This is a genomic window from Faecalibacterium sp. An122, assembly GCF_002160895.1.
Classification (GTDB): domain Bacteria; phylum Bacillota; class Clostridia; order Oscillospirales; family Ruminococcaceae; genus Faecalibacterium.
In genome coordinates, this window is record NZ_NFLL01000010.1 from 42418 (window position 1) to 61867 (window position 19450).

Genomic DNA, 19450 nt, shown 5'->3' on the forward strand with positions numbered 1-19450 from the left:
CTTGCATTAAACCATTAAAGCGTATCTTGCAATCAGTGAGGATTCTATCATGGGTAAAGATCATCCGACCGGTAAATCCGGTCTGTACCAGGCCATCCTCCGGCTGGAAACGCCGGAACAGTGCTACCGCTTCTTTCAGGATGTGTGCAGCTACTCCGAGCTGAGCGCCATGGAGCAGCGCTACGACATCGCCGAAATGCTGGCGGACAAACGGATTTATGCCGACATCAAGGAAAAGACCGGCGCGTCCAGCGCCATCATCAGCCGGGTGAACCGGGTCTTGTCTTCGGAGGGCAGCGTCCTGCTCCAGTTTGTGGAACAGGCCGGCCCCGACAGCCCGGATGACCCGACATAACATCAAAATGGAGGTAACACCTATGAGCAAAGCAGTTGTATTTTTCGCTGAAGGCACTGAGGAGTGCGAGGCCCTTCTGGTTGTGGATCTGCTGCGGCGCGGCAAGATCGAGGTTGTGGTGGCTTCTGCCTCGGGCAGCCTGACGGTCACCGGCAGCCACAAGGTCACCATCACCGCCGACGCTCTGGCCGAGGATGTGGACTACAGCGATGTGGACCTGGTGGTGCTGCCCGGCGGCATCCCCGGCACCCCCAACCTGGCCGCCAATTCCACCGTGACCAGCACCGTCAAGGCCTTTGCCGAGGCCGGCAAGAAGGTGGCCGCCATCTGCGCCGCTCCCAGCATCCTGGCCGATCTGGGCCTGCTGGAGGGCAAGAAGGCTACCTCGCATTTCACCTTCCAGGATAAGCTGACCGGCGCTGTGGTGCTGGACCAGGAAGTGGTGGTGGATGGCAACATCACCACCAGCTACGGCCTGGGCGGCGCCATCCCCTTCGGCCTGGAGCTGGTGCGCCAGCTGGTGGGCCCCGATGAGGCGGCCCGCGTCCAGAAGGCCATCGCCTACAAGCACAGCCTGCTGTACAAGACCCACCGCTGATCCCACCCCAAAAAGCAAGGCAGACCCCCACCGGGGCCTGCCTTTTTTGTTTGCAGAAAAGAGCCCCCGTCCACAGCGCGGAACGAGGGCCCTTTTCAGAGGAAATGGATGGTTTCCCTTGCGGGAAAGGAACAGAGAAACGTTACTCTACGTCCTGCAGGGCGGCATAATCCTGCTCGCCGGTGCGGACCTTGACCACCTTGGCCACGTTGTAGACAAAGATCTTGCCGTCGCCGATGTGGCCGGTGTACAGGGCTTTGGTGGCAGCGTCGATGATGGTGTCCACCGGGATCTTGCTGACCACCACTTCCACCTTGACCTTGGGCAGCAGGGTGGCGTCCACCTCGGCGCCGCGGTACTTGGTGCCGCTTCCCTTCTGGAGGCCGCAGCCCATGACCTGGGTCACCGTCATGCCGGTGACGCCCACCTTGTTCAGGGCCTGCTTCAGGGCGTCAAACTTGGCCAGCTGGACAATCATGGTCACCTTGTGCATGCCGGTGTCCAGGCTGGCGGTGACGCCGCCCACAAAGTGGACTGCGGTGGAGCCCGCAAAATCATGGAAGCCCAGCTGTGCCAGCCAGCCGCCGCCCCAGATCCAGTGGCCCGAGATGGGATAGACAATCAGGCTGATGGCCGCCGAGTAAACGCAGTAGGCGCTGAACTTGGTGCGCTCGGCCATGGAGCCGGACACGATGGTGGCGGCGGTGGCACAGAACACCGTCTGGAACACCACATACACCCACAGAGGCAGACCGCCGAAGTCGTAGCTGCCCCGGATGAAGGGGTCAAACCCGCCGATCAGCGCGCCGGTGCCGCCGAACATCAGGCCGAAGCCCACGATCCAGAAGCAGGGTGTCCCGATACAAAAATCCATCATATTCTTCATGAGAATATGATGGATTTTTGGCCCGGGTGAGTCCTGTCTCGCACAAGGCGAAGCCGGCCTGCATGAAAAAGACCATGAACGCTGCAACCAGCGTCCAGGTGACGTCCGCAGAATTGTACATGAATCAAAACCCCTTTCTAACCCCTCAAACGACAAAGGCACCGGGCGGAATGTTCCGCCCGGCGCCTTTGCCATCTGGTTTGTTGCGCTTATGGTAGCACAGCCCGACCGCGAGGTCAAGCAAAAATTGATTCACGGCAGTGAATTTCGGCGTCTTGCCCGTCCGCCGCCCCGCGCAGGACCGTATTTTTGGGGACTTCGACGGGAAATCGGGGGTCAGGAACGGGAGGACGCCCCCTCCTCCGGCCAGGCCAGCAGGCGGTTTTTGCGGAGCAGATAGTAGCCCACGCCGGCGGCGTCGGCCAAAAACCAGCCGATGGGCACGGCGCTCCAGATGCCGCTGACCCCGATGGCGGGGATGGCCGACAGGAGGTAGGCCAGGGCCACCCGGGTGCCCAGAGAGATGACGGTGAGAACCACGCTCATCCCGGGGCGGCCCAGGGCGCGATACAGGCCGTAAAGGAGGAACAGACAGCCAATCCCGCAGTAAAACGCCCCTTCAATGTGGAGATAGAGGACGCCGGCCTGGATGACGGCCACCTCCCCGGCCTCCACAAACAGGCCCATCAGAGGCTCGGCAAAGACCCACACCAGGGCCGACAGCACCACGCCAAAGCCCATGGAGGTCACCACCGCCCCTTTCAGCCCGGCGCGGATGCGGTCGGCCTTTTTGGCGCCGTAGTTCTGGGCAATGAAGGTAGAAAAAGCGTTGCCAAAGTCCTGTACCGGTAGATAGGCGAAGGAATCGATCTTGACGGCGGCGGCGAAGGCGGCCATGATGGTGGGGCCGAAACTGTTCACCAGGCCCTGCACCATCAGAATGCCCAGGTTCATCACCGACTGCTGGATGCAGGTCAGGAAGGAATAGCTGGCCACCTCCCGCAGGCAGCTGCCCCGCACCCGCAGATAGGGCCGCAGGCCCCGGAACTGGGGGCACCGGGCCAGGGCATAGAGGGTGATGCCCACCCCCGAGACATATTGAGCAATGACGGTGGCCTCGGCGGCGCCGGCCACGCCCCGGCCCAGACCCAGCACAAACCACAGGTCCAGGGCGATATTCAGGCAGGCGGACACCGCCAGAAAGGCCAGGGGCGCCACGCTGTTCCCCACCGCCCGCAGGAAGGAGGCGAAATAGTTGTACAAAAAGATGGCAGGAATTCCGGCAAAAATCACCACCAGATAGGCCCGCATCAGCCCCCACACCTGGTCCGGCACCTGGAGAAAGACCTGAATCCAGTCCAGACAGGCAAAGGACACCAGATTGAGGACCACCGACACCCCGGCAATGAGGACAAAAGAGGAAACAATACTCTCCCGCAGGCCCGCCTCGTCCCGGCGGCCGAACCGCATGGAGAACAGGGCCCCGCTGCCCATGCACAGGCCCAGCAGGATGGAGGTCAGAAAGGTCATCAAGGAATAGGAGGAGCCCACGGCGGCCAGGGCGTCGGTCCCGGCGAACCGGCCCACAATCAGGGTGTCGGCCACGTTATAGCACTGCTGCAGCAGATTCCCCAAAATCATGGGGATGGCAAACAGCAGCATCGACCGCATGACCGGCCCCCGGGTCAAGTCCTGATTCATGGCGTTACCTCCAAACCGAAAGTTATAACTTACGTTTCGCAACCCATTATAGCGCCGGGGCGCGGCGGTGTCAACGGGCGGTTTCTTTTTTGGGGATGGGGTGGTATACTGTGGAAAAAACCACATGAGGGAGGCGTTTTGCGTATGTTTCTGGAGGGGTTGGACGCGCTGGACCAGCGCATTGTCCGGCTGCTGATCGAAAACGCCCGGATGTCCTATTCCGACATCGGGCAGGCGGTGGGGATTTCGCGGGTGGCGGTGAAAGCCCGGATTCAGGCCCTGGAACAGCGGGGAGTCATCGAGGAATACACCACCATCATCAATCCCCAGAAGATCAGCGGGGCGGTGTCCTGCTATTTTGAGATCGAGACCCGGCCCGACGCCCTGGCCGAGGTGACCCGGCGTCTGGCGGACAACGAAACCATTACCCAGATTTACCGGGTCACCGGCAAAGATAAACTCCACGTCCACGCGGTGGCGGCCTCGGGCGAGGAAATGGAAACCCTGATCCGGGAGGTTATCGACCCGCTGCCGGGGGTGGTGAGCTGCAGCTGCAATACCATTTTGTCCCGCATCAAGGATATCAAGGGCCTGCGACTGTAAAAAACGCAACTTTTTCCACCCGACACACCGTGTCCGGTGGAAAATTGGTCGGTTCCCGGCCTGCGTCCTGGTTTTGGGCGGGGCGCTGTGGTATGCTGGGGTAAAAGGAGGCGGCGCAATGGATCAAAAGAAGATCGGGGCCTTTCTCAAGGCCCTGCGGGCCGAGAAGGGCCTGACCCAGGAACAGCTGGCCGGTCAGATGCAGGTGTCCAGCCGGACGGTGTCCCGGTGGGAAACCGGGTCCAACCTGCCGGATTTGAGTATCCTGCTGGCTCTGGCGGATTTTTACGGGGTGGGGCTGCGGGAGCTTCTGGACGGAGAGCGGCGGCCCCAGACCCCGGCCCAGGACCCCGACAGCGAAGCCCGCGATACCCTGCTGAAGGCGGCGGGCTATTCGGAGGAGATCAACCGGCGGATTACCCGGAATATCCACTGGAGCGCCTGGCTGGGTGTGGCGGCTCTGGGAGTGTACATGGTGCTGGAAAGCCTGGGCTTTGCGGACAGCGGCCTGGCCGCAGCGGCGGCAGGCTTTGTGCTGGGGCTGGCCTGGGGGATTCTGCTGACCTTCGCCCTTCTCACCGGCCCCTGGGGCAAACTCTTCCATCGGGTCAAGATGAAGGTTTTGGGCCGCTTTTTTGACAAAAAGACAGACCCCGGCGCCTGAATGATATTCCAAATGGGAGCGGATGGAGAAATGTTGCTCCTATACAATCTGTATTTATACGCCTTGTAAACGTAGGCTTGATCGGAGAAACCCCTCTCCCCTGCTCCGCCGGAGACGGCATGGCAGGATGAAAGCAGAAAAGGAATAAATCCTCGCCCGCTTGAAACGCAAATTGAAAACAGCCCGAAAAAATCCCCGTTCCAACCGGAGCGGGGATTTTCTTATTATTAAAAGAGGGAGAGCACGGCCGGCCACGACCCGCGGATTAAAAGGGGCCATGGGACGCGGCTCCCTGCTTTATTCACTGGATGTGGTCGACGTTCGTGTCTCTTGCGAAAATTGGGAGCGCGGCTCCGGGTTGCGGTGCCCTGCTTTTGCTTCGGGCGTCGCCGCGCCCTTGCAAAAGACAGACCGCGGCGCCAAGCACGCCTCGCTGCTTCGTCCACTGGACGCGCTTCGGTGTGCTTGCCCTTACTCCACCTCGGCTGGTTCTGCCGCAGGATGCGCTTGGGTGTACTTGCTATTGGACGCGGCCGCTGTTTTTGTCATAGGGACAGAAAAAATCCGTCTATGACGAACTTTGCATCGTACTCGGGCGCAGCCCGGACGTAACGTGAGCGCGGCATAGCCTGCAACCCGCTGTCACTTTATAAAGAGCGGCCAGAGTGTATGGTACCCAGTAAAGCTTTTTGCCAAGCTTTTTCTCGAAAAAGCGGGGTTTAGGTGTCGATGTTGCCGAATTCGCTGAGCTTAAGGTCTTCGTTGTGGTCGGTGGCCCAGCGGACAGCCCACTCGGAGGTGAAGAGGAGCAGACGGTTTCCGCGCATGTCCTCCACCGGTTTGGTATCGCTGGTCAGATCCAGATCCCGCAGGGTGTAGGTGTCGGGATCGTTCTGAATCCACCGAATCTGCTCAAAGGGCAGATGCTGCATCCGGATTTCCACGTTGTACTCGGTGTTCAGACGGTACTCCAGCACTTCCAGCTGCAGAACGCCCACGACGCCAACCACAACTTCCTCCATGCCGCCGCCCACTTCGCGGAAAATCTGGATGGCGCCCTCCTGGGCGATCTGCTCCATGCCTTTCACGAACTGCTTGCGCTTCATGGTGTCCTTCTGCTCGATGCGTGCAAAATGCTCGGGCGCAAAGGTGGGAATGCCTGCAAACTGCACCTTCTTCTTGCCGGTGCACAGGGTGTCGCCGATGGAGAAGATGCCCGGGTCAAACAGGCCGATGATGTCGCCCGCATAGGCTTCGTCCACAATGGCACGGTCCTGGGCCATCAGCTGGGTGCCGGTGGCCAGCTTGATGTTCTTGCCCTCCTGGACATGGTAGGCGTCCATGCCGCGCTCGAACTTGCCCGAGCAAATCCGCATAAAGGCAATGCGGTCCCGGTGTGCCTTGTTCATGTTGGCCTGAATCTTGAAGATGAAGCCCGAGAACTCCTCACGGCAGGGGTCCACGGCCTTGCCGGTCAGGCTGTCCACACGGGCCAGCGGGGTGGGAGTCAGACGCAGGAACTCCTGCAGGAAGGGCTCCACGCCAAAGTTGGTCAGAGCCGAACCAAAGAACACCGGGCTCAGCTCGCCCCGCAGAACCTTGTCCAGATCGAACTCCTCGGCGGCGCCGTCCAGAAGCTCGATTTCGTCCACCAGCTGCTGGTGCAGATAGGGGGTCAGCAGCTCGTCCAGGCCGGGATCCCCCAGCTCCAGGGTGATCTCGTCCACCTTCTTGACGCCGTTGGCGCGGCCGTCGCTCTCAAAGGCCAGAACCTTGCGGCGCATCCGGTCAAAGACGCCCTTGAAGTCCTTGCCGCAGCCGATGGGCCAGTTCATGGGGAAGGTCTTGATGCCCAGAATTTCCTCGATGTTCTCCATCAGCTCAAAGGGATCCCGGGCTTCCCGGTCCATCTTGTTGATGAAGGTGAAGATGGGAATGTGCCGCAGGGTGCAGACCTTGAACAGCTTGATGGTCTGGGCCTCGACGCCCTTGGCGGCGTCGATGACCATGACCGCCGAGTCGGCCGCCATCAGGGTGCGGTAGGTGTCCTCCGAGAAGTCCTGGTGGCCCGGGGTGTCCAGAATGTTGACGCACTTGCCGGCGTAATCAAACTGCAGCACCGACGAGGTGACCGAGATGCCGCGCTGCTTCTCGATGTCCATCCAGTCCGACACAGCGTGGCGGGCGCTCTGCTTGCCCTTGACCGAGCCGGCCTGGTTGATGGCTCCGCCGTAGAGCAGGAGCTTTTCGGTGAGGGTGGTCTTACCTGCGTCGGGGTGGCTGATGATAGCGAACGTGCGGCGGCGTTCGATTTCTTCGCGATTTGTCATAGTACCTCTTGTCTTTCTCTGTCAATCTCTATAAAAAGGCTGCATAGCTTCGAGATGCACCGGGATTTACATGGGTGGTTCTCCTGTCTGTTGGATTCTGTTCCTAAAAAACACACATACATATATATTACGCCAAAACGGCCCCCGGTGCAAGGGGCTGGACTACTTTTTTATGACAAAACAGGGCAGAGGGGCGGTGTCGGCCCAGTTGGCGAAGCGGCAGACCAGGACCGTATACTTAGTTAAAGGCAGCGCTTCCAGCCAGGCCAGGGCGGCCAGCTTCTCGCTGTTCCCGATGACTGCCCCGCTGTAGAGCACCGCCGACAGCACCCCGCCGGGGCGCAGGGCCTGGAGGGCGGCCTCCAGGGCCGGGATGCTGGTGTCGGCGCCGCTGTGGACCGAATGGTCGGCGCCGGGCAGCCAGCCGAAGTTAAAGACCACCCCGTCGGCGGTGCCGGGCTGGACGTAGTCCAGAAGATGGGCGTGGCTGTCCAGAATCAGGCGGCAGCGGCTTTCGGGGATGCCCTCCCGGGCCAGCCGGGCCTGGGTGGAGTCCAGGGCGGCGGGCTGGATGTCAAAGGCCAGCACCCGCCCTTCCTCCCCGGCCAGACGGCAGAGAAAGGCGGTGTCTCCCCCGTTGCCGCAGGTGGCGTCGATCAGGAGCCGGGGCCGGTCCAGGTGTCCCGCCAGAAAATCCTGGGCCAGCCGGACGGCGGTCAGGTCGGGCTTGCGGCGGCGGACCAGGCGGCCCCCTTGGGGCACAAAATCAAACTTGGCCCAGAACGCGGTTTCCTCCGGCACGTCGGGCAGGGGCGCGGTGAAGCAGCTGGCCGCCTCCCGGTCATAGCCGCCCAGCTGGTGAAGCACCTGGCGCAGAAGATAGGAGCCATAGCCCCGGCGGCGCCAGTCGGGCGCAATCCACAGGGCCGAAATATGGGTCTCGGGCCCGCTGGAGGCCACAGCGCAGCGGCCGATCTCGGACTTTTCTTTATAAAGGGCAAAGCCCTCCTCTGTTTGAACAAGGCGCATAAAGACCTCCTTTTGGGGCGGCCTGCTTTGGGAATGCAAGCAGGGGCCGCCTCCGCGCCGGAAAACGACTGGATTTCACATTTTCTTCACGGCGGCATGAAGCGGTTTTCACAATTTCAGGTTACACTATAATCAGCCAGAAGGGAAAGGTCAAGACCCTATCCCCCGCCTTCCCTTTTCCGCTCCTCCTGAAAGGATGATTTGAACTATGGATAACGAGAATAAATGGGAATACGACTATTCTTCCCTCTACCATTCCTCCGGCAACGGCAATGATACCGGCTATGCCAACGTAGGCAGCAGCGGGACCAACGCCGCCAATCAGTACGACGCCAACGGCGGCGGCAATCCGCCGCCCGTCACCCCCGACTACCGTCCGGTCCCCAACCCGGAGGAGCCTCCCCGCAAACCCCGGCGCGGCCGGGCCGGCCGGGTGCTCCGCAGCGTGCTGGCCCTGGTGTTGGCCGCGGCGGTGGGCTTTGCCGGCGGCTACGTGGGCAGCATGGTGGGCAACGAGCACCGTCTGGTGATCCAGGCCTCCGACCGGTCGGAGCAGATCAGCAATGCGCTGGCCTCCTCCACCTCCACCGGCGGGGACGACCTGTCCACCGCCCAGGTGGCGGCCCTGGTCACCCCCAGCGTGGTGCCCATCACCACCGAAGAAGTGATCTACTCCAACTGGTCCTGGTTTGGCCAGCGCCAGGTTGAGTCGGGCGCAGGCAGCGGCGTCATCATCAGCGACGACGGCTATATTCTGACCTGTGCCCACGTGGTGGACGGCGCATCCAACGTCACCGTCACCATCGACGACGTGGACTATACCGCCACCGTCATTGGCTCGGACACCGCCAGCGACGTGGCTGTCCTGAAAATCGAGGCCGAGGGCCTGACCCCCGCCGTGGTGGGCGACAGCAACGCCCTGGCGGTGGGCGAAGAAGTGGTGGCTGTGGGCAACCCTCTGGGTAATCTGAGCGGCACCGTCACCAACGGCATCGTCAGCGCGCTGGACCGCGATGTGGCCATCGAGAACAACGACGGCTCCATCCTGAATCTGTCCCTGATCCAGACCAACGCCAGCATCAGCCCGGGCAACTCGGGCGGCGGCCTGTTCAACATGGCCGGCGAGCTGGTGGGCATCGTCAACGCCAAGTCGGAAGCTTCGGGCGCTGAGGGCCTGGGCTTCGCCATCCCCATCAACACCGCCATCGACATCGCCCAGGATCTGCTGGAGAACGGCTACGTCAGCGGCCGTCCCTATCTGGGCATCACCTATGTGGCTGTCACCGATGAGTCCACCGCCCAGCAGCTGGGCGTGTCGGCCTACGGCATCTATATTGTGGATGTGGCCGCAGGCTCCGGCGCCGCCAACGCCGGCCTGGAGCCGGGCGACCGGATCATCAGCATCGACGGCGCGGAGATTGCCTCCCGCGACGATGTCACATCGATTGTGGATCAGCACACCGCCGGAGACACCATCTCCATCACGGTGGCCCGGAACGGCCAGATGCTGACCGTCTCCGCCACCCTGGGCGAGCAGACCCCCAACAACTGAGTTTCATTGAAAACCCACCAAAACAGGTTTTACAGGTCCATTTTCCGGAATACAGAAACTCCCTTCTGATTTTCCTCCTTACAAAAGACTCCCCCGTCCCTAGACCCGGCGGGGGAGTTTTTTGCGCGTCCGGGCGGCTTGGGGCACAGAAAACGGGCCGCCGCAGGGCTTCGCAGACACCGAAACCCATGCAGCAGCCCGCTGCGCTGATTTTACGTCACGTCCTCCAGCAGCTGGGCCAGGCTGACGCCGTAGACTTTGGCCAGCAGGGTCAGATTGGACATGGTGGGCTCTGACTCCCCCGTCTCCCACTTGCTCACCGCCTGGCGGGATACCCCCACCGCTTCGGCCACATATTCCTGGGTGAGCTTGCAGCGGGTGCGGTGATCTTTCAAGGCCTGGGCCAGGGTTTTGGAAGGGGCGGCGGCCGCTTCCTGCCGGTCCTCCGGGGGCCGGCTGTGGCTTTTGACGTAGGTCCGCAGGGCCCGGATGAGGAAGACCACCAGGGTGACAAACAGGCCCAGAAACAGCAGCCCAAATACCAGGTTCACCGCAATTTCAATCATTGCCAAGCGCATCGAATCAACTCCTTTCCGGTAGTTCCAGGATACAAAAAAGGAGCGGTTGCGTCCACCAACTGCTCCGCAACCTCAGGTTGCAGAGCGAAGGCGCGTTAAAATTCCCGCCAGAACAGCCCGCCGCTGGTCTGGAACAGGGGCCAGGGACTGATGCTCTTGCTGCCCAGCTTGAAGTCCATGGTGAGGGTCTCCCCCACCTGGCCCACGGCGTCGCCCCGGGCCACCGTCTGGCCGGCTTTGACGTGGATGTCCGCCAGGCCGTAGAGATAGCTGCGCAGGCCGCAGCCGTGGTCGATGACCACCGTGTTCCCGGTGAGGCCCAGGTTCTGGGCCACCACAACCACCCCGTCGGCGGGGGCGCGGACCGCATCCCCCGGCACCGCATACAGCAAGGTGGAGTTGGACTGGCCCGCCCGGGCTCCGCTCATGACTTTGGTCTGGCCGTAGTCCAGCAGGACGGTGTAGTTTTCCAGGGGGCAGAGGAAGGCCCCGTGCCACATCTTGTCCCGGGCCTCGGTGTCGTAGAGGGACCAGATCACGTTCCGGAACTCCTCGCCGGCGCCGTCGGGGGCGGGCGGGTCGGGCTGGGCCTCCGCCTCGCCGAAGTTCTTGGCGGTGACCACCAGAGAGGTGGTGAGGGTCTCGCCGTTGACGGTGACGGCGATTTCGTGGCCGCCGGCCGAGGCGTTGTAGGCCGCCGGTATGTAGCACCGCCAGCCCGCCGGGCTGCGGACACACTGGACGCTGCCCAGATCGGTCTCGATCTGGGGCTTTTCACTGCCCACCATGCCGCTGATTTCCAGGGCGGCCACCCCGCCCAGCTCGATCCGCTCGGAGGACAGTTCCAGCTGGGCCGAGGCCTGGATGGTGAACCGGAAGGAATGCTGATAGCAGCCCGATGCCCGGGAAGGCCGTTCCAGGCCGGCGTTGCGGAGGATGGCGCCGTCGGCGGGCCAGGTGAAGTCCGCCGGGGTCATCCCCTCCGGCAGACGCCAGACCGTCAGCTGGGCCTTGTATTCCCCGTTGGACGGGTAGAGGAAGCTGGCGTATTCGGAGATATCACCCTGGAAATAATAGGCGTCCCCCATGCCGTCGGCGGTGATGGTCAGCTGGGCGGAGGTGGCCCATTCGGGCAGGGTCAGCTCGGGGTGGGCGTCGTAGAGGACCCCCAGCTTCTGGACCGACAGGGTGGAGGGCGAATAAAAGGCCTTGTCCAGCATCCCGCCGATCAACGGCACCTGCCAGCAGCTGCCGTTGACTTCCAGGTCCGCCCCGCCGAACTGGGCCGCCGGGTCGGGCTGGCTGCCGCTGGTGGTAAAGGAATAGCTGGCGGCCATGACGGCGCCCAGCAGGACGGCCACACCCAGCACCACTCCCACCAGCCACAGCAGAATGTTTTTCACGATCTGCATCTTGATTCCTCCTGTTTGGATTCACAGCACCCGCCGCCGTCCGCATCCGGCGCGGGATAGAAAAAGGGCGCACCAGCAGAAGCCGGTCAAAGGCTTCCACGGTGCGCCCTGCATGCATCTTGGCAGATTTTCTGCGCAGAGCCTTCGAAACTTACTCTGCGGTGTCCTCGTCGGCCTGCTCCACAGCCTCGGTGGCGGGGGCAGCGTCGGTGTCATCGACATCGGCGGGGACGGCCTCGTCCTCACCAAACAGCAGACGCTCGTATTCGTCCAGTTCCTTCTCGCGGCGGCGGAGATAGACAGCCACGGCGACCAGGGCGCCAGCCACGGCGGCCAGCGCAGCGACGACGGCGATCAGACAGGATTTCTTCATAGGTTGAGCACTCTCCTTTTTACGCATCAAGCGTTTTTTCAAATCATTGTACCGGCAGACAAGGTACAGCGCGATTTTCAGCATTCCAGTCAGTGCTGAAAAGATATGGATGGAAGTTTGAATGACGAGAGACATTTGAAATACCCTCCCAGCCGGCGGGGGCCGAAGTGTTCTGCCCCCGGAATAACTCTATTATACCCGCTGTCGAACAAAATTACAACCGGAATCCACAAAATTTCCGTTGCCTGCCTCCGAAAAGTATTCCATATTGACCAACGCCTCGTCCTGCCTTTCTGGAAATTTATCCCAGCAACACCTTGCGGTAGGCCTTGAAGGCCCCGGGCAGGGCGTAGCGGCCCTCCAGGTCCTCCCGGCTGGCCCAGACGCAGCCCTCCGGGGCGGGCTGAGCCGGCAGGGTCATCACCCAGCCGCTGAGATGCCATTCCACATGGCTGAAAATGTGCTTGGCGGCGGGCCGGGGCCGGGGCGCATCGCTGCCGGGCACAAGGCCCAGCCCGGCGGCCGCCTGACGGACGGCGTCGGGACCCTCCAGACAGACCCCTTCCAGGGCCGGGGGCTGCCACAGGCCGGCCAGCAGGCCGGTCTCGGGCCGCTTCTGGAGCAGCCAGGCCCCGGTCCCCTCCTGCCGGATCAGCAGCACCGTCACCGGCACCACCCGGCGGGGCTTGGGCTCGGCCTTTTTGGGCAGTTCCAGGGCGGTGCCGGCCTTCCGGCCCTGGCACAGGTCGGCCAGAGGGCACCGGCCGCACAGGGGCTCGCCTCCGGGCAGGCAGACCAGAGCGCCCAGCTCCATCAGGGCCTGGTTGTAGTCCCCGGGGTTGTCGGGGGGCTGGTGGGCCATCACCCGCTGGGTGAAGGTCCGCTTGACGGCGGCGTCGGTGACGGGGGACGGGTCGTTGTACAGCCGGGCAAACACCCGCAGGACGTTGCCGTCCACCGCAGGAGCCGCCAGCCCGAAGCCGATGGAGGCGATGGCCCCGGCGGTGTAGGGCCCTACCCCGGGCAGGGCCAGCAGGGCGTCGTAGTCGGCGGGCAGGGCGCCGCCGTACTGCTCGCATACCACCTGGGCGGCCTTCTGCAGGCTGTGAACCCGGCGGTAGTAGCCCAGGCCCTCCCACAGCTTGTCCAGCCGTTCGGGCGGGCAGGCGGCCAGGGCCGGGATGTCGGGCAGTTCCTCGATGAACCGCTCATAATAGGGCAGCGCCGCCGACACCCGGGTCTGCTGCAGCATGATCTCGCTGACCCAGACGTGGTAAGGGGTGGGGTCGTCCCGGAAAGGCAGGGAGCGGCGGTTCTGGTTAAACCAGTCCAAAAGGGCGGGGGCAATGTTTTCCACAGGCGTGGTCCTCCATGGTGCAAAATGAAAAAAGAAACGTCCGGTCTGGACGTGATGGACGTACAGGCCGGACGGGGTGACAGATGGGTTACATGCCGTAGGCGGTGCGGGGGAAGGGCAGCACGTCCCGGATGTTCTGGATGCCGGTGAGGTACATCAGCATCCGCTCGAAGCCCAGGCCGAAGCCGGCGTGCTCCACGGTGCCGAAACGCCGCAGGTCCAGATACCAGTCGTAGCTGGCCTTGTCCAGGCCCAGCTCGTCCATGCGGGCGGCCAGCTTGTCGTAGTCTTCCTCACGCTGGCTGCCGCCGATCAGCTCGCCGATGCCGGGCACCAGCATATCGGCTGCGGCCACCGTCTTGCCGTCGGGGTTCTGCTTCATGTAGAAGCTCTTGATCTCCTTGGGGTAGTCGGTGACAAAGACCGGCTTCTTGAACACCACCTCGGTCAGATAGCGCTCGTGCTCGGTCTGGATGTCCACGCCCCACTCCACCGGGTACTGGAACTTCTTGTTGTTCTCCTTCAGGATCTCGATGGCCTCGGTGTAGGTGATGCGGCCGAACTCACTGCCGGCCACCAGCTCCAGGCGCTCGATGAGGCCCTTGTCGATGAACTTGTTGAAGAAGTCCATCTCATCGGGGCAGTTGTCCAGCACATAGCGGATGACGTACTTGGTCATGGCCTCGGCCACGTCCATGTAGCCGGACAGGTCGCAGAAGGCCATTTCGGGCTCGATCATCCAGAACTCGGCGGCGTGGCGGGTGGTGAAGCTCTTCTCGGCGCGGAAGGTGGGTCCGAAGGTGTACACCTTGCCGAAGGCCATGGCCATGGCCTCGGCCTCCAGCTGGCCGGAGACGGTCAGGTTCACCGGACGGCCGAAGAAGTCCTCGCTGTAGTCGGTGCGGCCGTCCTCGGTCTTGGGCAGGTTGTCCAGGTCCAGGGTGGTGACGCGGAACATCTCGCCGGCGCCCTCGCAGTCCGAACCGGTGAGGATGGGCGAATGGGAGTAGACAAAGCCGTTCTCCTGGAAGAAGCGGTGGATGGCGTAGGCGGCCACGCTGCGGACCCGGAAAGCTGCGTTGAAGGTGTTGGTGCGGGGGCGCAGGGTGGGCATGGTGCGCAGATACTCCATGCTCATCTTCTTTTTCTGCAGGGGATACTCCTCCGAGGGGCAGGCGCCCAGCAGCTGGATGGAGTCGGCGTTCAGCTCAAAGGGCTGCTTGGCGCCGGGGGTGAGGATCAGGCGGCCGGTGACCTGCATGCTGGTGTAGAGGCCGGCGTGGGCCACTTCCTCGTAGTTGGCCAGCTTGGCGGCCTCAAAGACCACCTGCAGGGTCTTGAAGCAGCCGCCGTCCGACAGGGCGATGAAGCCGATGTTTTTGCTGTCGCGGATGTTCTTGGCCCAGCCGCAGACGGTCAGGACGGTGCCGTCGGCAGGGGTCTCGCGGTAGAGGGATGCAATCTCGGTGCGTTCCATAAAGATACCTCCTGAAAAGTAAAAAGACAGCTTTCTCCCCGTACTCCAGGGCGAACAAGCTGTCTTGTAATGTCCGCGGTGCCACCTGAATTCACCGGCCGGCGGCCGGTCTCGTATGCTCGCGCCGCCCCATGCGGCGAAGCACTCCCCTGGTAACGCTGGGGTGGGCGGCGCACCTACTGCCCGCGGGGCGGGGTTCAGTTTGCAGCTCCCGGGTGTTCGTTCCCTTCCCCTGCGGGCAGGCTCTCAGCAACGCCTGCTCTCTGTGCCGTCGTGGGGGGAGGTACTTTTCCCGATCAAGGCTTTTCAGATAGTGGCACTATAGCATAACTGCGTACGTTTGTCAACCCGCGCCGCCAAAAAGGGACACCAGCGCGTTGGCCGCCAGCTGTCCGGCGTAGAGGGCCTCGTTGAGGTTGTTGCCGTGGGTTCCGATCTCGATCAGCAGGCTGCCGGTGGTCAGGTCCTGGTTGTAGAACCGGTAGCTGAACAGCACCGGCCGGGTGAACCCGGGGTACATCCCCTCCATGGCGGATTCCCAGGCGGCGGCAAACCGCAGATTCTGCCGCCAGTTGGGCAGCGAGACGGTGGAGCCGTTGTCGCAGCCGCAGATCAGCATGACCTGGGCGGCCTTGCGGCCGTTGATCTCCACCACCGGGGCCATCCGGGCCCCGGCGTCGTTTTCGATGGCGTCCCGGTGGACGTCCAGCACCACCTTGATGCTGGGGTACTGGGCCAGATACTGCTGCACCACCGCCCGGCTGTTGGAATAGCTGCCGGTGTAGCTGGGATAGTCGTTGAGGGATTCGTCGTGAAGGGTGTTGATGCCGGCGGCGTTGAGGGTGTCGGCCATCACCCGGCCCACCGCGCACATATTGTTGGCCCGGTCGGTGGTGCGGGCCCCGTCCCCGGGGGCAAACCACAGCCCCGACGCCGGCCGGTAGCACTCGGTGGCGTGGGTGTGCATGATGAGAACCTGGGGCTGGGCGCTGTTCAGCTCCACATTGAAGGGCAGCGGGTTCTGGATCTCGGCGGCCACCTCCGCCGAGGAGACGCTGGTGTTGTTCTTGATGGTGCCGGCGTCGCAGGCGATGTACTTTTCGCCGCTGCCCTGGCCGTAGGATGTCTCGATGACGGTGCCGGCGTCGGCGGGCTTCTGGTCGTCGGGGGTCAGCTCCACCAGATACTGCTCGATGGAGGTGTCGGGGACAGCTTCTGCCGCTGAGGAGGCCGCCATGCTGTCCGCCGTGCTCCCGGCGGAATCGGCCTGCCCCGCCGGGCTGAGGGCAAAGGCGGTGCGCAGGGCGGGCACCGGCCCCACCAGGGTTCCCGCCAGCGTCAGGGCAATCCCCCGCCCCCACAGGGTCAGGGCCAGCATCACCGCAGCCGCCCCCAGCGCCGCCCAGCCTGTCCCTGAACCGGCGCGGCCGCCCTGGGGGTCATGGTGGTTTTCCTGCATCCGTTTGCCTCCCTTCCCGCATGACTTACTATCTGTTCTATGCGGGCGGGGCGGCGGTTATGCCTGACTGGACAGCCAGCAGAGCTGATTGACGGTGAGACGGGGCTGCAAAGCCCGGTTGATGGCGGCCCCCAGCAGGGCGGCCCCGTGGGCAATGACGCTGTCCAGGGCCCGGGGGATGACCACCAGGTCCTTGCTCTCCTCCGCCTCCATTAAAGTGGGGATGCCCGCCGCAATCACCGGCAGGCCCAGGGCGGCGGCGTCCAGATGGCGGGGATTGTCGGGGCTGGCCGGCGCCAGCCCGGTGTCGGAAAACTGAATGGTGCGGCCCAGCCGTTCCGGCTCGGAGGAACAGAGGCTGTCCACGCAGATCAGGGCGGTGGGGCGGACCGCCCGCACCAATGCCCCCGCCAGGGCCTGAAGGCTGATGCCCGCCGCCTGGGATACCCCCGGCGCCATGGCCGCCACCGGCCGGATGCCCCGGATGGGCAGGCCGTGGCCCGCCCCCATGGTGACCAGAACGTGCTGGACGGTGCGGGGGCCCAGGGCGTCGGCGGTGACCTGGCGGTTGCCGATCCCCAGCACCAGCACCGGCCCTTCCGGGGGCAGCAGGTCGGCCAGCTCGGCCGCCGCCAGCTCGATGACGGTGTTGTCCCGCTCGTCCAGCAGGCTGACGCTGGGGGTCTCCAGGGTGACGTAGCGCCCCCGGGGCCGGGCCAGGCCGTCCCGGGCAATCTCCACCCGGGTCACCACCACCCCGCCCTGTCGCATGGTGGCCAGACGCACCCCGGCGGCGCTGCCGGCCTCCTGCCGGGCGCCGAACAGCTCGTCCGCCATGTCGGTAGATCGCATATTGTGTCCTCCTTTGGCCCTCTGGGAGGCCTTGTTCTGGCCAAAGTGTGGGCAAAAAAATTTTTTTCAAACAAAATTTCAAAAAAAGCTTGCGCAGATGCGGCGAATATGGTATCATAAGATGCGCTGTTATAGGTAGCCAAGGAGGTGGAACGAATTGCCTAACATCAAATCTCAGAAGGACCGCGTCGTGCAGGCTGCTGCAGAGCAGGCTCACAACAAGGCCATTAAGACCAACCTGAAAACAGTCGTCAAGAAGGCAAACGCTGCCATCGATGCCAAAGCCGCTGACAAGGACGCAACTGTCCTGGCTGCTGTTTCCGCGATCGACAAGGCCCGCGCCAAAGGCGTGCTGAAGAAAAACACCGCGTCCCGCAAGATCAGCCGTCTGGCCAAGCGCGCCAACAAGGCCGTCTAAAGCCGTTCACGACTGGTTCGATACGATTGACGAGCAAAGCTCTCCGCGCCATGTATTCGGCAGGAGGGCTTTTGTTGTTTGTGTGGGGTTTTCCAGCAGGCCGTCGGGCCCGGCCGGAACGGCGGTTTCGGGGCAAAACAGCCAGCCCAGAGCGTACCCCAGGCAGACCAGGCCGGCCAGCAGCAGAGCGGCAGGCCCAAAGCCCGGTTCCCCTCCCCCAAAGGCCCGGGCCAGTCCCCCGGCGGCCCAGTACAGGGAGGGCAGACAGGGCAGCGCCCCGGCGGCATAACGGCAGACCGAACGGATGTTTCTCATATGTAAAAACCCCCTTTTTCCTCCCAGCATAGCGCAGCCGGACGGAAAAAAGGGGCGCTGTATGTCGATGCTGTGATTAGTTTTGGTCGTGGCTTTTCCCGATGAGGGAAAAGACCAGTCCGCAGAGGAGGCTGGCGGCGATGCCGGCGGCCCCCGCCTGCAGGCCGCCGGTGAGGCAGCCCAGCAGGCCCTGTTCCTCCACCGCCTGGCGGACGCCCTTGGCCAGCAGATGGCCAAAGCCCAGCAGGGGGACGGTGGCGCCGCTGCCCGCCAGCTCGGCCAGAGGGCCGTACAGCCCCAGAGCCGACAAAATCACTCCGGCCACCACATAGCCGGTGAGGATGCGGGCGGGGGTCAGGCTGGTGCGGTCGATGAGGATTTGCCCGATGACGCAGAGACTGCCCCCCACCAGAAAGGCCCAGACGTATTGCATGTTCATTCCTCCTGTGCTGCGGCGGGGGCGGCCAGCTCCACCAGATGGGCGATGGCGGGGATGCTCTCCTTTTGGAGAAAGGTGGTCTGGCTCATGAGGGCCCCGGTGGCGATGAACACCACCCGTTTCAGCTCGCCCGATTCCAGCCGGGGCAGGATGTGGGCCGACAGGACGCTGGCGCAGCAGCCCGGCCCCGAGCCGCCGCTGTGGACCTGGGGGTCCGATCCGTAGAGCAGACAGCCGCAGTCCTCGTGATGGTAGGGGCCGATGCCCTCGGCTTCCAGCAGCTGGGCCAGCAGATCGCTGCCCACCCGGCCCAGGTCCCCGGTGTAGATGCAGTCCAGGGCGGCGGGCTGGGTGTGGGTGTCGGCCAGATAGTGCAGCAGGGTGGCGGCGGCAGCCGGGGCCATGGCGGCCCCCATGTTGTTGATGTCCCGCACCCGGTAGTCCTGGACCCGGCCAAAGGTGGCGGCCCGGATCAGAACCCCCGGCCCCGCCGGCCGCAGCAGGCAGCAGCCCGCGGCGGTGGCGGTCCACTGGGAGGTGGGGGTGCGGACGGCGCCGTAGCTCAGAGGGGTGCGGAACTGCCGCTCGGCGGCGCAGAAATGCCCCGACGCCATGGCCAGGATTCCCTCGGCCATCCCGCCGGCGCAGAGGGCGGCCCCCAGACCCAGGGCCTCGGCCATGGTGCTGCAGGCCCCAAACACCCCCGCAAAGGGGATGTCCAGCTCCCGCATGGTGTAGTTGGAGGCGGTGCATTGGGCCTGCAGGTCCCCCGCCAGAACCAGGTTCACCGACCGCTCGGCGGCCCCCGCCTTTTGCAGGCAGAGCCGGCCGGCCCGCAGCTGCAGGACCTTTTCGGCCGCCTCCCAGGTTTTCTGGCCCAGGCGGTTGTCCCGGCTCAGCTCGTCAAAGCCCTCGGCCAGAGGGCTGCGGCTCTCCTTTTTGCCGCCCACCGCCGCGTGTGCCGCGATGACCGGCGGCGCGGAGAAAATCAGGGTGTCGCCGTGCCGCTGCGCCATGGAATGCCCCACTCCTTTCGGATGTTTCCCAGGGCG

General features: G+C 63.7%; 19 protein-coding genes and 1 pseudogene. 6 read left to right on the top strand and 14 right to left on the bottom strand.

The features are described from left to right. The first annotated feature begins 49 nt into the window (after positions 1-49). Positions 50-355, top strand: a complete 306-nt coding sequence (locus B5E67_RS08165) for a YerC/YecD family TrpR-related protein (RefSeq protein WP_087384597.1) — start codon at positions 50-52, stop codon at positions 353-355. A gap of 22 nt (positions 356-377) precedes the next feature. Then, positions 378-953: a DJ-1 family glyoxalase III gene (locus B5E67_RS08170; protein WP_087249602.1), complete on the top strand. Its 576-nt coding sequence runs from the start codon at positions 378-380 to the stop codon at positions 951-953. A gap of 142 nt (positions 954-1095) precedes the next feature. Here the strand turns inward: B5E67_RS08170 and B5E67_RS08175 are convergent. Together B5E67_RS08175 and B5E67_RS08180 are read right to left on the bottom strand one after the other, a co-directional pair. Further along, positions 1096-1960: pseudogene (locus tag B5E67_RS08175) on the bottom strand (P-II family nitrogen regulator). A 215-nt stretch (positions 1961-2175) separates the two neighbouring features. Further along, entirely contained in the window at positions 2176-3540 is a 1365-nt protein-coding gene (locus B5E67_RS08180) for an MATE family efflux transporter (protein ID WP_087384599.1), read from the bottom strand. Between the two features lie 144 nt (positions 3541-3684). Here B5E67_RS08180 and B5E67_RS08185 point away from each other — a divergent pair, with 144 nt between their 5' ends. After that, on the top strand, positions 3685-4143 hold the full coding sequence (locus tag B5E67_RS08185; RefSeq protein WP_087365129.1) for an Lrp/AsnC family transcriptional regulator: 459 nt from the start codon (positions 3685-3687) through the stop codon (positions 4141-4143). 118 nt (positions 4144-4261) lie between these two features. After that, a complete protein-coding gene (locus B5E67_RS08190) occupies positions 4262-4807 on the top strand; it encodes a helix-turn-helix domain-containing protein (protein WP_087384601.1) in 546 nt (181 codons plus the stop codon). Between the two features lie 719 nt (positions 4808-5526). Here B5E67_RS08190 and B5E67_RS08195 read toward each other — a convergent pair. Both B5E67_RS08195 and B5E67_RS08200 read right to left on the bottom strand, forming a co-directional pair. Continuing rightward, positions 5527-7137 (bottom strand): peptide chain release factor 3, encoded by a 1611-nt coding sequence (locus B5E67_RS08195; RefSeq protein ID WP_087384604.1) that lies wholly within the window; start codon positions 7135-7137, stop codon positions 5527-5529. A 162-nt stretch (positions 7138-7299) separates the two neighbouring features. Further along, positions 7300-8166, bottom strand: a complete 867-nt coding sequence (locus tag B5E67_RS08200; RefSeq protein ID WP_087384606.1) for a bifunctional GNAT family N-acetyltransferase/class I SAM-dependent methyltransferase — start codon at positions 8164-8166, stop codon at positions 7300-7302. A gap of 208 nt (positions 8167-8374) precedes the next feature. On the opposite strand from B5E67_RS08200, the gene B5E67_RS08205 reads away from it, so the two are divergent. Continuing rightward, a complete protein-coding gene (locus B5E67_RS08205; RefSeq protein ID WP_087365139.1) occupies positions 8375-9718 on the top strand; it encodes a trypsin-like peptidase domain-containing protein in 1344 nt (447 codons plus the stop codon). A gap of 212 nt (positions 9719-9930) precedes the next feature. On the opposite strand, the gene B5E67_RS08210 is transcribed toward B5E67_RS08205, so the two are convergent. The 7 genes from B5E67_RS08210 to gpr all read right to left on the bottom strand — a co-directional run bounded on the left by B5E67_RS08210 (position 9931) and on the right by gpr (position 17226). Further along, positions 9931-10296, bottom strand: coding sequence for a helix-turn-helix transcriptional regulator (locus tag B5E67_RS08210; protein ID WP_242956882.1), 366 nt, complete (start codon positions 10294-10296; stop codon positions 9931-9933). 95 nt (positions 10297-10391) lie between these two features. Then, positions 10392-11708, bottom strand: a complete 1317-nt coding sequence (locus tag B5E67_RS08215) for a M23 family metallopeptidase (protein ID WP_242956884.1) — start codon at positions 11706-11708, stop codon at positions 10392-10394. A gap of 151 nt (positions 11709-11859) precedes the next feature. Beyond that, positions 11860-12081, bottom strand: a complete 222-nt coding sequence (locus tag B5E67_RS08220; RefSeq protein WP_087246117.1) for a phosphatase — start codon at positions 12079-12081, stop codon at positions 11860-11862. A gap of 301 nt (positions 12082-12382) precedes the next feature. Next, on the bottom strand, positions 12383-13438 hold the full coding sequence (locus tag B5E67_RS08225) for an A/G-specific adenine glycosylase (protein WP_204246539.1): 1056 nt from the start codon (positions 13436-13438) through the stop codon (positions 12383-12385). Between the two features lie 88 nt (positions 13439-13526). Further along, complete coding sequence (gene asnS, locus B5E67_RS08230; protein ID WP_087384608.1) at positions 13527-14915, bottom strand: asparagine--tRNA ligase; 1389 nt, start codon at positions 14913-14915, stop codon at positions 13527-13529. 343 nt (positions 14916-15258) lie between these two features. Beyond that, on the bottom strand, positions 15259-16374 hold the full coding sequence (locus tag B5E67_RS08235) for a stage II sporulation protein P (RefSeq protein WP_087246113.1): 1116 nt from the start codon (positions 16372-16374) through the stop codon (positions 15259-15261). Positions 16375-16431: 57 nt separating this feature from the next. Beyond that, on the bottom strand, positions 16432-17226 hold the full coding sequence (gpr, locus tag B5E67_RS08240) for a GPR endopeptidase (RefSeq protein ID WP_087384609.1): 795 nt from the start codon (positions 17224-17226) through the stop codon (positions 16432-16434). A 157-nt stretch (positions 17227-17383) separates the two neighbouring features. Between gpr and rpsT the strand changes: the two genes are divergently transcribed. Then, complete coding sequence (gene rpsT / locus B5E67_RS08245; protein WP_087246109.1) at positions 17384-17644, top strand: 30S ribosomal protein S20; 261 nt, start codon at positions 17384-17386, stop codon at positions 17642-17644. A gap of 6 nt (positions 17645-17650) precedes the next feature. On the opposite strand, the gene B5E67_RS08250 is transcribed toward rpsT, so the two are convergent. The 3 genes from B5E67_RS08250 to B5E67_RS08260 all read right to left on the bottom strand — a co-directional run bounded on the left by B5E67_RS08250 (position 17651) and on the right by B5E67_RS08260 (position 19414). Further along, on the bottom strand, positions 17651-17959 hold the full coding sequence (locus tag B5E67_RS08250; protein ID WP_087384611.1) for a hypothetical protein: 309 nt from the start codon (positions 17957-17959) through the stop codon (positions 17651-17653). A 76-nt stretch (positions 17960-18035) separates the two neighbouring features. Next, positions 18036-18392 (bottom strand): stage V sporulation protein AE, encoded by a 357-nt coding sequence (spoVAE, locus tag B5E67_RS08255; RefSeq protein ID WP_087384613.1) that lies wholly within the window; start codon positions 18390-18392, stop codon positions 18036-18038. Positions 18393-18394: 2 nt separating this feature from the next. Then, positions 18395-19414, bottom strand: coding sequence for a stage V sporulation protein AD (locus B5E67_RS08260; protein ID WP_087384615.1), 1020 nt, complete (start codon positions 19412-19414; stop codon positions 18395-18397). Positions 19415-19450 lie beyond the last annotated feature (36 nt).